18 protein-coding genes are annotated in these 17943 nt (G+C 33.2%); 2 read left to right on the top strand and 16 right to left on the bottom strand.

The window, feature by feature from the left end:
- Window positions 1-5: 5 nt before the first annotated feature.
- From hslV to dprA, 3 genes are all read right to left on the bottom strand, one after another.
- Window positions 6-536, bottom strand: coding sequence for an ATP-dependent protease subunit HslV (hslV, locus tag BUB32_RS03535; RefSeq protein WP_072967533.1), 531 nt, complete (start codon window positions 534-536; stop codon window positions 6-8).
- A 79-nt stretch (window positions 537-615) separates the two neighbouring features.
- Window positions 616-2697 carry a type I DNA topoisomerase gene (topA, locus tag BUB32_RS03530; RefSeq protein ID WP_072967532.1) on the bottom strand — a complete coding sequence of 694 codons (2082 nt, stop codon included), beginning with the start codon at window positions 2695-2697 and terminating at the stop codon, window positions 616-618.
- 50 nt (window positions 2698-2747) lie between these two features.
- Entirely contained in the window at window positions 2748-3836 is a 1089-nt protein-coding gene (dprA, locus tag BUB32_RS03525) for a DNA-processing protein DprA (protein ID WP_072967530.1), read from the bottom strand.
- A gap of 89 nt (window positions 3837-3925) precedes the next feature.
- Between dprA and BUB32_RS03520 the strand changes: the two genes are divergently transcribed.
- Both BUB32_RS03520 and BUB32_RS03515 read left to right on the top strand, forming a co-directional pair.
- Window positions 3926-4654 (top strand): ribonuclease HII, encoded by a 729-nt coding sequence (locus BUB32_RS03520; protein WP_072967528.1) that lies wholly within the window; start codon window positions 3926-3928, stop codon window positions 4652-4654.
- A 6-nt stretch (window positions 4655-4660) separates the two neighbouring features.
- Window positions 4661-5032: a YraN family protein gene (locus BUB32_RS03515; protein ID WP_004396179.1), complete on the top strand. Its 372-nt coding sequence runs from the start codon at window positions 4661-4663 to the stop codon at window positions 5030-5032.
- Here BUB32_RS03515 and trpS read toward each other — a convergent pair.
- The 13 genes from trpS to smc form a co-directional block, all read right to left on the bottom strand.
- A complete protein-coding gene (trpS, locus tag BUB32_RS03510; protein ID WP_072967526.1) occupies window positions 5021-6004 on the bottom strand; it encodes a tryptophan--tRNA ligase in 984 nt (327 codons plus the stop codon). The genes BUB32_RS03515 and trpS overlap by 12 nt on opposite strands.
- An 81-nt stretch (window positions 6005-6085) precedes the next feature.
- A complete protein-coding gene (locus tag BUB32_RS03505) occupies window positions 6086-6952 on the bottom strand; it encodes a YitT family protein (protein WP_072967524.1) in 867 nt (288 codons plus the stop codon).
- 63 nt (window positions 6953-7015) lie between these two features.
- Window positions 7016-8548: a YifB family Mg chelatase-like AAA ATPase gene (locus BUB32_RS03500; protein WP_072967522.1), complete on the bottom strand. Its 1533-nt coding sequence runs from the start codon at window positions 8546-8548 to the stop codon at window positions 7016-7018.
- A gap of 11 nt (window positions 8549-8559) precedes the next feature.
- Window positions 8560-9393 carry a ribosome biogenesis GTPase YlqF gene (gene ylqF / locus BUB32_RS03495; RefSeq protein WP_072967520.1) on the bottom strand — a complete coding sequence of 278 codons (834 nt, stop codon included), beginning with the start codon at window positions 9391-9393 and terminating at the stop codon, window positions 8560-8562.
- A 44-nt stretch (window positions 9394-9437) separates the two neighbouring features.
- Entirely contained in the window at window positions 9438-9782 is a 345-nt protein-coding gene (gene rplS, locus BUB32_RS03490; protein ID WP_072967518.1) for a 50S ribosomal protein L19, read from the bottom strand.
- 21 nt (window positions 9783-9803) lie between these two features.
- Entirely contained in the window at window positions 9804-10529 is a 726-nt protein-coding gene (gene trmD, locus BUB32_RS03485; RefSeq protein WP_072967516.1) for a tRNA (guanosine(37)-N1)-methyltransferase TrmD, read from the bottom strand.
- Complete coding sequence (gene rimM, locus BUB32_RS03480; RefSeq protein ID WP_072967514.1) at window positions 10529-11032, bottom strand: ribosome maturation factor RimM; 504 nt, start codon at window positions 11030-11032, stop codon at window positions 10529-10531. Before rimM ends, trmD begins: the two co-directional genes overlap by 1 nt.
- Window positions 11033-11040: 8 nt before the next feature.
- Window positions 11041-11268 carry a KH domain-containing protein gene (locus tag BUB32_RS03475; protein ID WP_042833114.1) on the bottom strand — a complete coding sequence of 76 codons (228 nt, stop codon included), beginning with the start codon at window positions 11266-11268 and terminating at the stop codon, window positions 11041-11043.
- A 25-nt stretch (window positions 11269-11293) separates the two neighbouring features.
- Window positions 11294-11554 carry a 30S ribosomal protein S16 gene (gene rpsP / locus BUB32_RS03470; RefSeq protein ID WP_042833115.1) on the bottom strand — a complete coding sequence of 87 codons (261 nt, stop codon included), beginning with the start codon at window positions 11552-11554 and terminating at the stop codon, window positions 11294-11296.
- A gap of 37 nt (window positions 11555-11591) precedes the next feature.
- The gene (gene ffh / locus BUB32_RS03465; RefSeq protein ID WP_072967512.1) at window positions 11592-12932 is read right to left on the bottom strand and encodes a signal recognition particle protein; all 1341 of its coding nucleotides are present in this window, start codon (window positions 12930-12932) and stop codon (window positions 11592-11594) included.
- Window positions 12933-12945: 13 nt separating this feature from the next.
- A complete protein-coding gene (locus tag BUB32_RS03460; protein WP_072967510.1) occupies window positions 12946-13299 on the bottom strand; it encodes a putative DNA-binding protein in 354 nt (117 codons plus the stop codon).
- 99 nt (window positions 13300-13398) lie between these two features.
- Window positions 13399-14358 (bottom strand): signal recognition particle-docking protein FtsY, encoded by a 960-nt coding sequence (gene ftsY, locus BUB32_RS03455; protein WP_072967508.1) that lies wholly within the window; start codon window positions 14356-14358, stop codon window positions 13399-13401.
- Complete coding sequence (gene smc, locus BUB32_RS03450; RefSeq protein ID WP_072967506.1) at window positions 14351-17941, bottom strand: chromosome segregation protein SMC; 3591 nt, start codon at window positions 17939-17941, stop codon at window positions 14351-14353. Before smc ends, ftsY begins: the two co-directional genes overlap by 8 nt.
- Window positions 17942-17943 lie beyond the last annotated feature (2 nt).

Below are 17943 nucleotides of genomic sequence, written 5' to 3'. Positions count from 1 at the left end.
ACCCCCTATAAAGTCTCAACTGTTATGTTGCTATTAGTGTAAACACAAATCTTTGAAGCTATCTCTAAAGCTTTTTTTGCTATATCTTCTGTATCTAAATCAGTATTATACCGTAATGCCAAAGCTGCAGCCATAGCATAATTTCCTCCAGATCCTATCCCAATCACATCCTCATCTGGCTCAATAACTTCACCAGTGCCAGAAATAAGTAAAGTATCCTTTTTATCTACCGCAATCAAAAGAGCTTCTAACTTTCTTAAAATCTTATCTTTTCTCCATTCCTGTGCCAATTCTACTGCTGCTCTTTTTAAATTACCTCCATACTGCTCAAGTTTTTCTTCAAATTTTTGCGAAAGAGTCAATGCATCAGCTACCGAACCAGCAAATCCTACTATTACTTCTCCATTATACAATCTTCTAATTTTTTTCGCTCCATGTTTTAAAATTGTATTTTCTCCAAAGGTAATCTGTCCATCACCAGCCACTGACACTTTATCGCCTTTTCTCACAGCAATTATGGTAGTACCCTTAAACATGTTTACACCCCTTTAGATAGTTTAATATTAACATATTTTTCACAAAGCTTCAAGAATTAATTCAAAATTTTTGTTAAATTCATTTAACTTCTTTTTGATAATCACATTCTGGATTAGAACATTTTAGCATATGACCATTTTTTGTATTTTTTTCTACTAACAGGCTACCACAAACAGGACATTTTTCATCAACAGGTTTATCCCACAATATAAAATCGCAATTAGGTGCATTTTCGCAAGCGTAATAAGTTCGGCCTTTTTTGCTCTTTTTCTTTACAATTTCTCCACCACATTTAGGGCATTTCACACCAACCTTTTCGTATAAGGGTTTTGTATTTTTGCATTCAGGAAAGCCAGAACAAGCAAGAAATTTTCCATACCTGCCTTTCTTTACAACCATATTTCTCCCGCAAAATTCACATTTAATGTCAGTTACTTCTACTTCTTCCTTTACGTCTATCTCTTCCATTTGGTCTTCAGCAATTTTTAAAGTTTTATAAAAGTCTTCATAAAACTCTCCCACAATTTCATACCATTTCACTTGACCTTCTTCAATTTTATCTAGCTGCTCTTCCATCTCAGCAGTAAATTTTACATCTACAATTTTTGAAAAGAACTCTTTTAGTACGTCTGTTACAATAAAACCCAATTCTGTAGGTTTTAAATTCTTTTTATCTTTTACAACATATCCTCTTTCTAACAAAGTAGAGATTGTAGGAGCATAAGTACTGGGACGACCTATCCCTTTTTCTTCCAATTCTTTAATCAAAGAAGCTTCCGTATATCGAGGCGGAGGCTGGGTAAAATGTTGCATTGGTTTTAATTCCTCTAAAAACAATTTGGTCCCTTCTTGAAGCACAGGTACAGTTTTTTCTTCCTCTTCCTGCATATCTGTTCCTTCTACATACACTGTCATAAAACCTAAAAATTTAATGCTAGACCCGGAAGCTTTAAAAACATATCCATTATTTACTATGTCCATAGAAACAGTATCGTAAATTGCAGGTGCCATTTGACTTGCTAGGAATCTACTCCAAACTAGTTTGTACAATTTATATTGGTCTGGTGTTAGGGAATCTTTTATACTTTCCGGATCTCTGTAAATGGAAGTAGGTCTTATAGCCTCGTGAGCATCCTGCACATTGGCTCTTTTAGACGCGTAATTTGCTTCAGGATTAGAATACTCTTTTCCAAACTTTTCAACTATGTATTTATAGACTTCAGCCTTAGCCTCATTTGCGACTCTTGTAGAATCAGTTCTTATATAAGTAATAAGACCTACACTGCCTTCTCCTTTGATTTCTACCCCCTCATATAATTGTTGGGCAATTAACATAGTTTTTTTTGCAGTAAATCCCAATTTTCTCGAAGCCTCTTGTTGTAAAGTACTAGTGATAAAAGGTGGAGAAGGGTTCCTCTTTTTGACACCTATTTTTACTTTATCTATAATGTATTCTTCAGACAATGCTGCTAATATTTTGTCTACATCTTCTTTTGTCTTTAACTCAACTTTATCCTCTTTAGTACCATAGAATTTTGCCTCAAACTTGCCAGAGTTTTTCTCATCAGAGAAAATCGTGGTAATACTCCAATACTCCTCTGGCACAAAATCTTCTATTTCTCTTTCTCTGTCGCAAATAAGCCTAGCTGCTACTGATTGAACTCTGCCTGCACTTAATCCCCTCTTTATTTTTTTCCAAAGAAGGGGACTTATCTTATATCCTACTAATCTATCGAGAATTCTCCTGGCTTGTTGCGCATCTACTAAATTTAAATCTATAGAGCGGGGGCTTTTAAGAGCAGTTTGCACTGCATTTTTTGTGATCTCGTGAAATTCTATGCGACAAGGCTCCTTAATATTCAAATTTAACAATTGGGCAATATGCCAGGAAATTGCTTCTCCTTCTCTGTCAGGGTCAGTGGCCAAAAAAATTTTATCTGCATCCTTTGCTTCTTTTTTTAAATTTTCTATAATAGCCCCTTTTCCACGAATAGTTATGTACTTAGGAGCAAAATTATTTTCAATGTCAATGCCTAACTGACTTTTAGGCAAATCCCTCACATGTCCCATGGAAGCTGCTACTTTAAAATTTTTACCTAAAAATTTAGAGATGGTCTTAGCTTTAGCTGGAGATTCCACAATAACTAGAAATTTTGCCATTTCTACACCTCCAAAACAATTTATAATTATATCAAAGTTTTTGACAATTATCAAAATATTTTTTTCTCATATTTATTGCCAGGAAGTTTTTCAATCATACCTTTTAACATTAAAGAAGATAAAATTGCATTAACTTTTGAGATTTTTATTTTTACATAGCCTGCTATTTCTTCTATATCTCTTGGAGCTTCACAAATAAAATCGTACACTTCTTTTTCTTCCTCCGTCAGAGAAGACATAAGATTTTCCTCAATCTTTTGTTGTACATCCTCTCTTAAATTAAATTCTTCTAAAATATCCTCAACACCAATCACAATTTTCGCACCTTGTTTTATGAGCTCATTTGTTCCTCTGCTATAAGCACTCGTTATATTCCCAGGTACTGCAAAAACCTCTCTTCCTTGTTCTAAAGCAAATTGAGCCGTCAATAAAGATCCACTTTTTATTCCTGCTTCTATCACAACTACCCCAAGAGATAACCCACTTATGATTCTATTTCTCAGAGGAAAATTTTGTGGCAGCGGAGGAGCATCAAGAGGAATCTCTGAAACCAGCAATCCCTCTTCACTAATTTGCTCCATCAATTTTTTATTTTCTCTTGGATAAACTATGTTTATGCCATTTCCCAAAACAGCAATAGTTTTTCCTCTTTCCTTCAACGCTCCTATATGAGAAAAACTATCAATTCCTCTTGCCATGCCACTTACAACTGTTATGCCTCTTTCTGACAGCTCATATGCCAATTTTTGTGCCACTTGTTTTCCATAAAAAGTAGCATTTCTTGAGCCCACCATGGCAATGCACAAATTATCTTTTAAATTTATGTTCCCCTTCAAATATAAAACAGGAGGTGGGTCATAAATATTTTTTAATTCTTTCGGATATTTCTCCTCTTCTAATGTATATACACTTATTTTTAAATTTTGCAATCTTTCTATATAGTCAAAAGGGTTCAACTTCTGAGCTTCTATTATATTTTGTACTAATTTTCTATTTCCTATTGCTTTAAAAATATCAAATTCTTTTGCTTTATACACTTCTTCCGCAGTTTTGAAAAATTCCATCAATTGAACAAAACTTTTATACCCTATTCCTTTGACAGTACTTAGCCATATTTTAAAAATCTTTTCTCTTTCCATAATTGCTCCCCTTTAACATCGTTTTCCCTAATTATCTTTATTATAATACATAACCTGTGATAAAATAAAGAAAAAAGAAAGGTGATACAATGTCAAACTTATACAACCTACGCCAACTAAAAAACTATTTATACCAAAATCCCTCTTGTGACTTTCAATCTCTCAGCTTAAATGAAGCAGCTAAAAAGTGGCTTGAAAAAGAAATAGAAAGAATAAATAACCTAAAATACTATGAAAACCAATTATATCAATTAAATTTAAACTTCATCGCTGGAGTAGACGAGGCGGGAAGAGGTCCTTTAGTAGGACCAGTAGTTGCCGCCTGTGTAATACTTCCTAAAGAAGTTTTCATCCCTGAGATAAATGACTCGAAAAAACTATCTGAAAAAAAAAGAAAAGTATTGTCAGAGGTAATAAAAAAAGTAGCTATCTCGTATGCCATTGGAATAGTTGATTGCGAAGAAATTGATAAAATAAACATATTAAATGCTACCTACAAAGCCATGCAGATTGCTATTTCAAAAATACAACAAAAAATTGATTACCTTTTAGTAGATGCTATTACCGTTCCTCAAATAGAGATAAATCAAAAAGCGATAGTAAAAGGAGATTCAAAAAGTATTTCTATAGCTGCCGCCTCTATATTGGCAAAGGTTGAAAGAGATAAAATGATGAAAGAATATCACAAAATCTATCCTCAGTATAATTTTGAAAAAAACAAAGGTTATGGTACAAAAGAACATATTGAAGCTTTAAAAAAATACGGTCCCTGTCCTATCCACAGAAAGACTTTCATTGAAAAAATTCTGAAAGGATGAAAAACATTGAACAAAAAAACAATAGGCAGCTTAGGAGAAAAAATAGCTGCCCAATATCTATTAAAATCAGGTTATAAAATTTTAGAGAAAAATTTTAAATGCAAAATTGGGGAAATAGATATAATAGCTCTATTCAAAAAAGAAATAGTTTTTGTAGAGGTAAAAACAAGAACCTCTACCTCTTTTGGGACTGGAAGTGAAGCTGTAAATTTTCATAAACAACAAAGAATATTGAAAATTGCCCAGTTGTACTTGGCTTCAACAGAAAAATTTCGAAATTTTCAGCCTCGTTTTGACGTGATTGAGGTTTATTTAAATCCTGATACATTAGCCTTTGAAAAACTAAGTCATTTCCCAAACGCCTTTTTAATCTTTTAATATCAATCCCATCTTTTCTTTTACTTCTTTCAAAGTTTTTTCAGCAACAGCTTGAGCTCTTTCTGCCCCTTCCTTTAAAACCTTCAAAACATAATCTCTACTGAGGTCTTTATAATTTTTTTGTATAACAGTCAATTTATCTATTACAACCTCTGCTAATTCTTTCTTTAAAGTGCCATAACCCTGTCCTTTAAATTTATTTACAACTTCTTCTATTTCCATACCTGTAAATAAACTATAAATAGTCAAAAGATTGCTAACACCCGGTTTGTTTTCCCAATCAAGCCTTATTTCAGTCTCAGAATCAGTCACGGCTCTCATTATTTTCTTTTTGATTACAGAAGGCTCATCCAAAAGATTGATTCTGTTATTTGGGTCACTGTCACTTTTACTCATCTTTTTAGTAGGGTCAGTAAGACTCATTATCCTCGCACCAAATTTTAATATCATAGGCTCGGGCACAACAAAAGTTTCACCAAATCTGTTATTAAAGCGCTGCGCAATGTCCCTTGTCAGTTCTAAGTGCTGCTTTTGGTCTTCTCCTACAGGAACATAATGGGTATTATATAAAAGTATATCTGCTGCCATTAAATCAGGGTATGTAAAAAGTCCAACTGAAATAGATTCCTTTCCTTTGCTTTTATCCTTAAATTGTGTCATCCTGCTCAATTCACCAAAATAGGTTATACATTGTAGCAACCATGCCAATTCTGAATGGGCAGGAACGTGAGACTGAATAAAAATGGTAACTTTTTTAGGATTTAAACCTATTGCAAGGTAAAGTGCTGCCAATTCAATAGTTTTTTCCTTTAAAACTTTAGGGTCTTGAGGAACTGTTAAAGCATGTAAATCAACGGCACAAAAAAAGCATTCATAATCATCTTGTAGCGCAACAAATTGCCTCATTGCTCCCAAGTAATTACCTATGTGAATGTCTCCAGAGGGTTGTACTCCTGAAAAAACTCTTTTCAATCTATCAGCTCCTTTTCAATTGAGTATTTTATGTCGTTTAGAAAAAATTATAAGAGAAAATTTCAGAATTTGCAATGAAATTTAAAATAATTCCCTCATAAATCCTTTTCCATGAACTTCGGCTACATCTAATATAGAGATGAAAGCATTTTCATCTATTTGGTGTACAATAAGTTTGAGCTGTGGAAGCTGTGTTAAAGACACAATGGAATATAAAACCTTTTTGTTCTCTTTGGTATAAGCACCCTCTCCATGAAGCAAAGTAACCCCTCTTTTTAATGTAGTCATTATTTCTTTGCTCACTTCTTCTACTTTATCAGTAACCACCAGCACCATTTTTTGTCTATTAAAACCTTTTATAGTTTTATCCACCATGTAGGAAGTAATGTACATTGAGACAAGAGTGTAAAGAGCACTAGTCAAACCAAAAAATATAGCTCCAATGGCTACGATAAAAAAGTTAACAATAAAAGAAATATGCCCAATTTCAAAATTATCATATTTCTTTTTTACAATTACAGAAATTATATCTAAACCGCCAGTTGACCCGTGATTGCTAAAAACTATTCCCATACCTAAACCATTTAACACTCCGCCGTATAAACTCAAAAGTAATGGATCATTTATATGTAATATATTCTTTATCGCATAAGTAAGTACCAAAAACAAAGAAAGTGATACAGTACCTATAATAGTAAAAATTGTAAACCTTAAATTTACTTTTTTATAGCTCAAAATTAAAAGTGGGATGTTTAGCAAAAATATAGTGTATCCTGCAGGAAACTTGGTTAAATACTGTATAATAAGTGCAATACCAGAGACTCCTCCACTTAAAAGTTTAGCATGAACAATAAACATGTTAATACCAATGGAAGATAGTAGAGTCCCTATAAGAATAAAGAAAATATTTTTTATACTTTCCCTATTAAAAAGACTTGTTATCTCCAAAGCTAACACCTTCTTATCACAATTGAAACTTAATTACTTTACATAAAATTTTTATTGTAATTTTTATTTATACCAATATTTGCTATCAACTATTCTATACTGTAATGCTTCTGCTACATGCTCAAACTTAATATTTTCTGCACCTTCTAAATCAGCAATTGTACGAGCAACTTTTAAAATTTTATTATATCCTCTTGCACTTAAATAAAACTTCTCGAAAGCCTCATTTAAAAATTTTTTTGTATCTTCATCAAGTTTGCAATATTTTTTTAACATATTCCCTTTTAATTGTGAATTAAAGTATATACCAGTACCTTTATACCTTTTAAGTTGCATTTCTCGCGCTTTTATAACTCGTTTGCGAATTTCCTTAGAACTTTCCGATGGCGTTTCTTCTTCGAAATATTTATCTTTTTTAAGAGGTTTTACCTCCACATGTAAATCAATTCTATCTAACAAAGGTCCTGAAATTTTATTTTGGTATCTTCTTATTTCATTTACACTACAATGGCACTCATGAGTATCATCGCCATAATAGCCACAAGGGCAAGGATTCATGGATAAAATTAAAATAAATTTACTTGGATAACTAAAGCTACCATTTACACGGGTAATTGTAACCACTTCATCTTCTAACGGCTGCCTTAAAACTTCTATTGCATCTTTTTTAAATTCAGGAATCTCATCTAAAAATAACACTCCATAGTGGGCAAGGGATACTTCCCCAGGCTTAGGATATTTTCCTCCCCCAACTAAAGCAACTGTAGAGATAGTATGATGAGGAGCTCTAAAAGGTCGAATAGTGATAAGAGGTGTACCTTTGGGAAGCAATCCTGCTATACTGTATATCTTGGTTACTTCTAAAGCCTCTTCAAAACTTAACTGAGGAAGAATAGTAGGAAAACGCCTTGCCAGCATAGTTTTACCCGCTCCAGGAGGGCCAATCATTAACACATTGTGGCCTCCGGCAGCGGCAATCTCAAGTACCCTTTTCGCATTTTCTTGTCCCTTTACTTCAGCAAAATCTATATCGTATTCTACATTATCAAAAAAACTATTAATATCTAAAGTAAATGATTCTATTTCCCTATCTCCATTTAAAAATTCAATCACTTCTTTTAAATTTTCCATGGGATATACTTTTATCCCCTCAACAACTGCTGCCTCATGGGCATTTTCATAAGGAACAACAATAGAGGATATACCTTTTTCCTTTGCCCCTATTACCATTGGCAGTATACCATTTACACCTCTTAAGCTTCCGTCCAAAGAAAGTTCACCTACAAAGGCTATATCTTTCTTTTCCTCTTTTATCTCCTCTGTGCATTTTAAAATTCCTATTGCCAAAGGCAAATCAAAAGCAGTACCCTCTTTTTTAGTATCAGCTGGTGCCAAATTTACAGTAATTTTTTTGAGGGGAAATTCAAAACCACTGTTTTTAATAGCAGACCTTACTCTGTCTCTTGCTTCCTTAACTTCTGTATCGCCCAAGCCCACAATATCAAAAGAAGGAATTCCAGTTGATAAATCTACCTCCACCTCTACAACATAGGCATTTATCCCCAAGACTGCCATACTTTTTACTTTCGAAAGCATAAGAATCCCCCTTATGGTCTTTCCAGAGAAATCCTCCCCAATTTCCCTTTTCGAAAATCCTCTAGCAAAATATGAGAAGTTTTTAATGTATCTACTTCTCCCCCTGCAAGTAAACAACCTCTTTTTTTACCTATTTCTTTTAAAAGTTCAAAATCCTTATCTACTATTTTATCAATTTTATAGCGGGACATCAAATAATTAGGATAATACTTTTTTAAGATTGCTACTAAGTTTAATGCTATTTCTTCTATGTCCAATACTTCATCTTTTATAGCTCCAGTAATTGCTAACATAATTCCTACTTTTTTATCGTCAAATTTTGGCCAGAGTATGCCAGGAGTGTCCAAAAGGTCGAAATAAGGAGTTTTTATCCAATGCAAAGCCTTTGTCACCCCCGGCTTATCGCCAGTCTTCGCCCTTTTATTGCCAATTAATTTATTAATAAAAGTAGATTTACCGACATTTGGAACACCTACAATTATTCCTCTCAACCTTGGAATCATTCCTTTTTGCTTTTTTTTCTTCAAAATATCTTGACAAACTTTGTTAGTTACTTCATTTATCTCTTTAAGGCCAAATCCTGTAATTGAATTAACTTTTACCGCTTCTATTTCTCTCTCCTTAAAATATTCTATCCATAAATCCGTAATTATATCATCAGCCAAATCGGCTTTATTGAGAAGAATGATCCTTTTTTTATTTTTTACAATGTCATCAATATCTGGGTTTCTGCTGCTTTTAGGTATTCTCGCATCTACTATTTCATATACTACATCCACTAACTTAATGTTAGAAACTATCTCCTTTTTAGATTTTGCCATATGGCCAGGATACCACTGTATCATGTCCAATTCCTCCACATATTTAAAAAAGGGGGTTAACCCCTTTTTTAAATTAATTCCTTTATCTTTGTAGCAGCTTTTCCTACTCTCTTTCTCAAATAATACAATTTTGCTCTTCTGACTTTACCTCTCCTTATAACCTCTATCTTTTCAATTCTTGGAGAGTGAAGTGGAAAAGTCCTTTCAACTCCAACGCCATAAGATACACGTCTTACAGTGAAAGTCTCTTTTAAACCTGATCCACTCTTTTTAATTACTATCCCTTCAAAAGGCTGAATTCTTTCCCTATCCCCTTCAATAACCTTATAATGTACCCTTATAGTATCTCCTACATTAAAAGGAGTTAAGTCTTTTCTCATCTGCTGACTTTCAACTGCTTTTATTAGGTCCATTATTTTCCCTCCTTCCACCTTCTAAATGTCAAACCCTTTTTCTCTTAAAAACTTTTTATCTTCTTCAGTCAACACAGCCTTTTTAAGCAAATCAGGCCGTTTTAAAAGAGTTATCTCTAAAGACTTTTGCCTTCGCCATTTAGCTATTTCGGCATGATTACCACTTAGCAAAATTTCTGGCACCTTCATACCTCTAAAAAATTCTGGCCTTGTATACTGTGGATACTCCAATAAATTATTAGCAAAGGATTCTTCTATAGCGCTTTGAGGGTGTGAAAGTACTCCTTCAATAAGTCTTGTTACCGCGTCAATGATAGCCATGGCGGCTATCTCTCCGCCTGTCAATATAAAATCTCCTAAAGAAATTTCTTCATCGATGGCAGAATAGACTCTTTCATCTATTCCTTCATAGTGGCCACACAAAAAGGCTATTCTTTCTAACTTAGACATCTTAACCGCCATTTCCTGATTAAAAATTTTACCTTTAGGGCCAAGGTAATATACAGGGATATTTCCTAGACTTTTTACAAATTCAATTGCGTCAAAGAGAGGCTGAGGCATCATTACCATTCCTGGCCCGCCTCCATAAGGATAATCATCTACTCTTTTGTGTTTATCCTTTGAAAAATCTCTTATATTTATCAAATTAACTTTTATTTTTCCTTTTTCAATAGCCCTTTTCAATATACTATAGGATAAAACACTATCAAACATTTCAGGAAATAGGGTTAAAACATCAAAAATCATCATAGCCCCTCCAGAAGGTGGACCACCATTACTTTATTGTCAACATCAACTTTTTTGACCACTTCTTTTATAGCAGGAATTAGTATTTCCCTCTTCTCAGTTTTTATTACATACACATCATTTGCACCTGTCTTAAGTACCTCTACCAATGTACCCAGAAAACTTCCTTCTTCTGTATACACCTTCATCCCGAGTAAATCTTTGATGAAGTATTCATTTTCTTCTAACTCCAAAGCATTTTGAGAGTCAACTTTTAAAAAGGCCCCTTTTAATTTTTCTGCATCGCCTCTAGTATCAATTCCTTTTAATTTTACACAAACTCCTTTAGATATAATCTTTACATATTCAATGTCATATTTGTGGGACCTTTGTTGGTCATCAAAAATCCATACATACTCAAGGTCATAAAACCTTTCGGGAACATTGGTAAGAGGATATACTTTAACTTCGCCCTTAATGCCATGGGCAGAAGTAACTTTTCCTACATTATAATAATCAGCCATACCACCACCTAGATTATCTCAACAATCACACGTTTCTTTTCTTTTAAGGCAGCAGCTTTAACCAATGTACGAATTGCTTGAGCAATCCTTCCCTGTTTCCCAATTATCTTTCCCATATCTTCGGGAGCAACTTTAAGCTCTATAATAACAGATTGCTGTCCTTCAATTTCATTAACTTCTACTGCATCAGGATTGTCAACTAACGCCTTGGCTATAGTTTTAACCAATTCTCCCATTATTACACCTCCTCACAAGAGAGGATTATTGAGATGCACTATTGCCAATTATACCTTCTTTTTTAAACAGTGACTTTACAGTATCTGAAGGTTGGGCACCAACACCAAGCCACTTTTTAGCCTTTTCAACATCTATTTTTATTTCAGCAGGCTGGGCTATAGGATTGTAATATCCTATCTCATCAATAAATCTTCCATCTCTTGGTGACTTTGAATCTGCTACTACTATCCTGTAAAAAGGTCTTTTCTTAGCCCCAAACCTTTTTAATCTTATTCTGACTGCCACTTTCTCACCTCCTTCAAAAGTTGCCCACCTTCCGATATCATCTAAAGAAAGGCAGCCTCATTTTACCTTTCTTTAGGTCTTTGTCAATATCAGCAAATTTCTTCATCATCTTTTTAGTTTCTTCAAACTGTTTTAAGAGGCTATTTACCTGTTGGATGGTGGTACCGCTGCCTTTAGCTATTCTTTTCTTTCTACTGCCATTTATAATAGAAGGGTTTTGTCTTTCTTCTTTAGTCATAGATTGAATAATTGCTTCTATCCTCTTTAAGTCTTTTTCTGAAATGTCTACATTTTTAAACAGGTTTTTGTTCATTCCAGGAATCATACTAAGAAGTTGGTCTAAAGGACCCATATTTTTAAGACTCTGCAATTGTTCTAAGAAATCTTCCAGTGTAAACTGTTTTGTTAAAAGCTTTTGCCCTAACTCTTGTGCCTTTTTCTCATCAATTGCTGCTTGGGCCTTTTCAATTAAAGTCAAAACATCTCCCATTCCCAAAATACGAGAGGCCATTCTATCAGGATAAAAAGGCTCTAAATCTGTCAGCTTTTCCCCTGTGCCCACATATTTTATAGGTTTTTGTGTAACAGCCTTAATAGAAAGGGCTGCTCCACCTCTCGTATCTCCATCCAATTTTGTCAATATAACTCCTGTTATATCTAACCTTTCATTAAAGGAAGACGCTACGTTTACTGCGTCTTGACCTGTCATAGCATCTACTACTAACAAAATTTCATCTGGTTGTACTGCCTTTTTTATATTTACAAGTTCCTCCATCAATTCTTCATCTATGTGAAGTCTACCCGCAGTATCTATGATAATTACGTCAGAGTTATGAGACCTTGCATAATCAATAGAAGCTTTTGCAATATCAACAGGGTTTGCTTTATCCCCCATTGTAAAAACTGGTACATTTACATTAGCTCCTACAACCTGTAACTGCTTTATGGCAGCTGGTCTGACGACGTCACAAGCTACTAGCAGGGGATTTTTCCCCTGTTTCTTTAATAAGTTTGCCAATTTTCCACAAGCAGTTGTCTTTCCAGAGCCTTGAAGTCCAACCATCATTATAACTGCAGGAATTTTATTCCCTATATTTAACCGGCTTTGTGTAGACCCCATAAGAGCTATAAGCTCATCATTGACTATCTTTATCACCTGTTGTCCCGGGGTCAGGCTTTCCATCACTTCTTGCCCCAAAGCTTTTTCTGTAACAGAGTTTATAAAGTCTTTTACTACCTTAAAGTTGACATCTGCTTCTAAAAGTGCAACTTTTACTTCCCTCATAGCTTCTTTTACATCTTTTTCTGTGAGTTTTCCTTTTCCTCTTAACTTTTTAAAGATTTCCTGCAGCCTTTCAGATAGGCTTTCAAAAGCCATTAAAATTTACCTCCTACAGATTTAGCTCCTCTATTTCATGAGCTATCTCCTCAATAATTTTTACAATTTCTGGGTTTCTTTCTCTTTGCCGTATTATTTCAATGCCCTTTTTTATCTTATCCAGTCTATTCATTATTTCTTGATGTCTTTTTACTAACCCTAATTTTTCCTCAAAAAACTCTAACGAGCTTTCTGCTCTTTTTAAAGTGTCATAAACACCCTGTCGTGAAATATCCAAAAGTTCGGAAATTTCTCCAAGAGAATAATCATTTAAATAGTACATCTCAAAAATTTCTCTTTGCTTATCTGTAAGCAAAGCACCATAAAAATCATACAAAAGAGTCATAAATAAAAAATCATCATCCACAAAAATCCCACCCGTTAAGGTCCTAACCTTTACATTAAGATTTTATATGAAGGGCTGCTTTTTGTCAAGCTGTGTTTTTTCATTTTTTTGTGATTTAATTTACTGAAAAATAGCAGAAACGAAAGATTTTGCATCAAAAGCTTGCAAATCCTCTATTCCTTCCCCAATTCCTATATATCTTATGGGTACATTTAATTCTGATTTTATAGCTACCACAATTCCACCCTTTGCCGTTCCATCTAATTTGGTAAGTACAATCCCGGTTATATCAGAAACTTCTTTAAATATTTTCGCCTGTTGAAGAGCATTTTGACCGGTTGTAGCATCTAAAACTAAAAAGGTTTCTACTCTCGCTTCAGGATATTCCCTATCTATAACTCTGCGAATTTTCCTCAATTCCTCCATCAGATTCTTTTTATTGTGAAGTCTGCCTGCAGTATCACAAATAAGTATATCTATCCCCCTGGCTTTTGAGGCTTGAATGCCATCAAAAATAACAGAAGCTGGATCTGAGCCTTCTTGGTGTTTGATAATTGGACAGTTAACTCTCTCTGCCCATATTTCTAACTGGTCAATAGCTGCAGCTCTAAAAGTATCACCTGCTGCTAGCATAACTTTTCTGCCTTCTTTTTTGTACAAATAAGCTAATTTTCCAATTGTAGTAGTCTTTCCTACTCCATTTACTCCTACTACCAATATCACCATAGGAGAAGTCAAGGTAAAAGGTTCTACATCCTTCTGCAAAATTTCATAAACTTCTTCAGCTAAAAGTTCTTTTATTTGAGACGCATCATAATTCTTTCTTTCTTTTGCCTTTTGACGTATTCCTTCTATAATCTTAGAAGTAGTACTAATACCTATATCAGCTAAAATTAAAATCTCTTCTAATTCTTCCAAAAGTTCTTCGTCAATTTTTCTACCTATTGTAACAATACTATCTATTTTAGAAGTCAAATTTTCTCTTGTTTTTAAAAGTCCTTCTTTAATCCTTTGAAAAAAACCTTTTTTTTCTTCAGCAGTTTCTGATTCTTTTTTAGATTTGTCAAAAAAATTAAGCATGTTTTACCAAGCCTCCTATTTTGTCGTCAGTATTTAGTTTAAGGGATAACAATTTGGAAACTCCTTTTTCTTGCATTGTTACACCGTATATCGCATCTGCTACCATCATTGTACCTTTTCTGTGGCTTACAACTATAAACTGGGTATCTTTTGACAATTCTTTCAGAAACTCAGCAAATCTTTCTACATTTGCATCATCTAATGCTGCATCTATCTCATCCAATATACAAAAAGGAGTAGGTTTTATACTTAGCATTGCAAATAAAAGGGAAATAGCAACTAATGCCTTTTCTCCTCCTGAAAGAAGAGAAAGGGTTTGCAATTTCTTCCCTGGAGGCTGTGCTTTAATTTCTATGCCTGTTTCTAAAAGATTATCCTCATCAGTAAGTATTAACTCTGCATTACCCCCTCCAAAAAGTCGCCTAAACGTCTCCTTAAATTGAATCTGTAGGATTTCAAAACCATCTTTAAATTTTGTTTTGATAATTTTATTTGCTTCTTCGATTACAGAAATCAAAGATTCCTTTGCCTTTATAATATCTTCAATCTGAGATTTTAAAAAATCATACCTTTCCTTTACTTCTTGATATTCTTCAATAGCATCCATATTCACATTGCCTAATTCTTTTATAGCCTTTGCCAAATGATCTACTCTTTGTCGTAATTTTGAAATCTCGCCTTCTTCAGCTTCTTCAAAAGCTCTGTCTAAGGTCAATTCATATTCTTCCCAAAGCCTATTTTTGATATTGTCAATCTCCATCTGAAATCTTTGCATTTCCATTTCTACCTTATGAAATTCTTCATTTATATTAGTAAATTCTTGTTGTAAAATCGAAAATTTTCCTTTACGCTTTTTTAAATCCTCTTCTTCTTGGAAAATATTATCTTCTAAAGAAGAAATATCTTTTTGAATTTTTTCTACTTCTTGCTGTAATTTATATATTTCTCCCTGTAACTTTTCCCTATCTGAACTCAAATTGACTTTTAAGCTTTCTATTTCTTTAATATTCTTTTCCTTCTCTACTATATTGTTTTTTTCTCTATCAAACTCTTGCCGTTTATCTTTTAAGTTATGAAGTTCATTCTGGAGCTTTTGTTCGATTTTAGCTATTTCAATTTTCAAAGCAGTGATTTCTTTATCTAAAATTGCTAAATTTTCCTCTCCTTTATTGTTTTTTTCTTTAAAGCCATTGATCAAAGCATCCAATCGTTCTTTTTCTTTTTCTAAGCTTTCTAACTCTTTTAAAAACCGGCCAATTTCTTGTTGATAATTTCTAACATTTTCCTTTAATTCATCAATTTCTAAAGTATAATTTTCTAGTTGATTTAATAGATTTCCTATTTCTTTTTCTAAAGAAATCTTCCTTTGATCATTAGAAGTTATATTGTAGCTAATATCAGAAATTTCTTTGTTCAATAATTCTATTTGCTCCTCTTCATGAATTTTATCATTTATTTTTTGACCGATTTCTTCCCCTAATATTTCTTGTTGATTTTTTAAACTATCAATTTCTTTTTTCAGTTTAGTTATCTCTTCTTTCCTTTTAAAGATGCTTTGAAGTTTAGGTTTTAAACTGCCACCGGTTATTGCACCCCCTGGATTTATAACTTCTCCTTCTAATGTTACAATTTTATAAGCTTGATTATATTTTTTAGATAACCTCACTGCATTTTCAATGGTATCTACTATAATAACACGGCCTAGCAAAAAATTAAAAATTTCTTCTAAATTATCGTTATACTTTATTAGCTTAGAAGCAACTCCAATTACGCCTTTCTCAATCAAAATATTGCTTTCCTGTTGAGAAAGCCCCCTCCCACGAATTAAATCAAGAGGCAAAAAAGTAGCTCTTCCTAAATCTTTTTGTTTTAACTTTTCAATTATTTCCGCTACTCCCTCAGAAGATTTTATAACTATATTTTGTATACTTGAGCCTAAGGCTACCTCAATTGCCGTGCTATACGTATTTTCAACCTCTAAAAGTTCCCCCACTACTCCTATTATGTTTTCTCTAAAAGAAGGAATATTTTCAGAAAGTTTTAACAAGTTCCGCACAGTTCCACTATAGCCTTCGTAATTTTTATCCATCTCCTCTAAAATAGAAAGTCGTGACCTTTTTCGTTCTATTTCTTCTTTAATAACTTTTAAAGTATCTTCCCTCAAAATCAACTCATTATTAATTTTTTGTAAAGCTTTCTGTTTAATAAACTTTTGCTGATTCTTTTTATCTAGTTCTTTTTGTAAAATTTGTAATTCCTCAACAATTTTATTTTTTTCTTTACCCAAAATTTCTATTCGATTTTGAATTTCCTCTATATGCTTTTTTAAATTTTGCTGCCTACTTATTGCCTCTTCCTTTAGAGAATTGTTCAAAGACAATTTTCCTTTCACATCTGCTATGCTATTTAAAATTTCAATTATATCTTCCTTAGCTTTTTCAACTTCTTCTATCTCATTCTTTTGTTTCTTTTGCAAACTTACATATTCTTCTTGAAATTGTCTTAACTTTTCTTCCAATTCTTCCTTGTTTGCATGTAAAAGGGCTACATTAGACTCTATCCTTTTAAGTTCTTCCTTTAAAACTTCTTCCCGTTTTGCAGCTTTTTCTAACTCATCTCTGTAAAGCTCCGTGGTTTCTTCCAAATTTCTAAGCTTCTCTATTATTAATTCCCTTTTTCCTGAAACTATCTCTATCTCTCTTAACTTATTGTGATATTCCTCTTTTTTACTGTCCAATTGCTGTTTTAAGTCATGAATTTCTTTTTCTTTATATAACAAATTCTCCTCTTGATTGATTTTATGTATTTTTTTTACATCTAATTGACTTTTTAAGTTCTCATATTTTCCTTTTAAAGCATCGTACTGATTCATAGACCTCTTTGCTAATTGAATATATAAACTTATATCTGCTTTTCTTTTTTCCTTGTGGAGTTTTAAAAACTCTTCGGCCTTGCTTTTTTGTGTTTCCAAAGTGGTAAGCTGCTTCTCTAGTTCTACAACTATATCGTTTAAACGAAGTAGATTATCATCAGCTGCTGTGAGTTTCCTTTCTGCTTCTTCTTTTTTATATCTGTACTTTGAAATACCTATTGCTTCCTCAAAAATTTGCCTTCTATCGTCTGGTCTTGCAGATAGGATTTCGTCTATTCTCCCTTGTCCTATTATTGAGTAGCCTTCTTTTCCTACTCCTGTATCTAAAAAAAGCTCGTATATGTCCTTAAGACGGCAAGGAGTTTTATTTATAAAAAACTCACTTTCGCCAGATCTAAAAATTTTTCTGGTAATAACTACTTCTGTATAATCAAAAGGAAGATAACCATCGGAATTATCAAGGGTGAGATTTATTTCACAAAAACCTAAAGGTTTTCTATTCTCGCTACCTGCAAAAATTACATCCTCTAACTTAGAACCTCTTAAACTTTTGATACTTTGTTCTCCTAGAACTAATCTAATAGCGTCAGAAATATTACTTTTGCCACTTCCATTTGGACCTACAATTGCTGTTACACCTTTTTCAAAATTAAGAGTTACTTTATCTGCAAAAGATTTAAAGCCTTGAAGTTCAAGTTTCTTAAGGTACATAC

Source organism: Thermoanaerobacter uzonensis DSM 18761, from assembly GCF_900129115.1.
In the GTDB taxonomy this organism is placed as follows: domain Bacteria; phylum Bacillota; class Thermoanaerobacteria; order Thermoanaerobacterales; family Thermoanaerobacteraceae; genus Thermoanaerobacter; species Thermoanaerobacter uzonensis.
The sequence above is the reverse complement of the archived record's forward strand: the minus strand, read 5'-3'. Positions and strand labels throughout refer to the sequence as shown.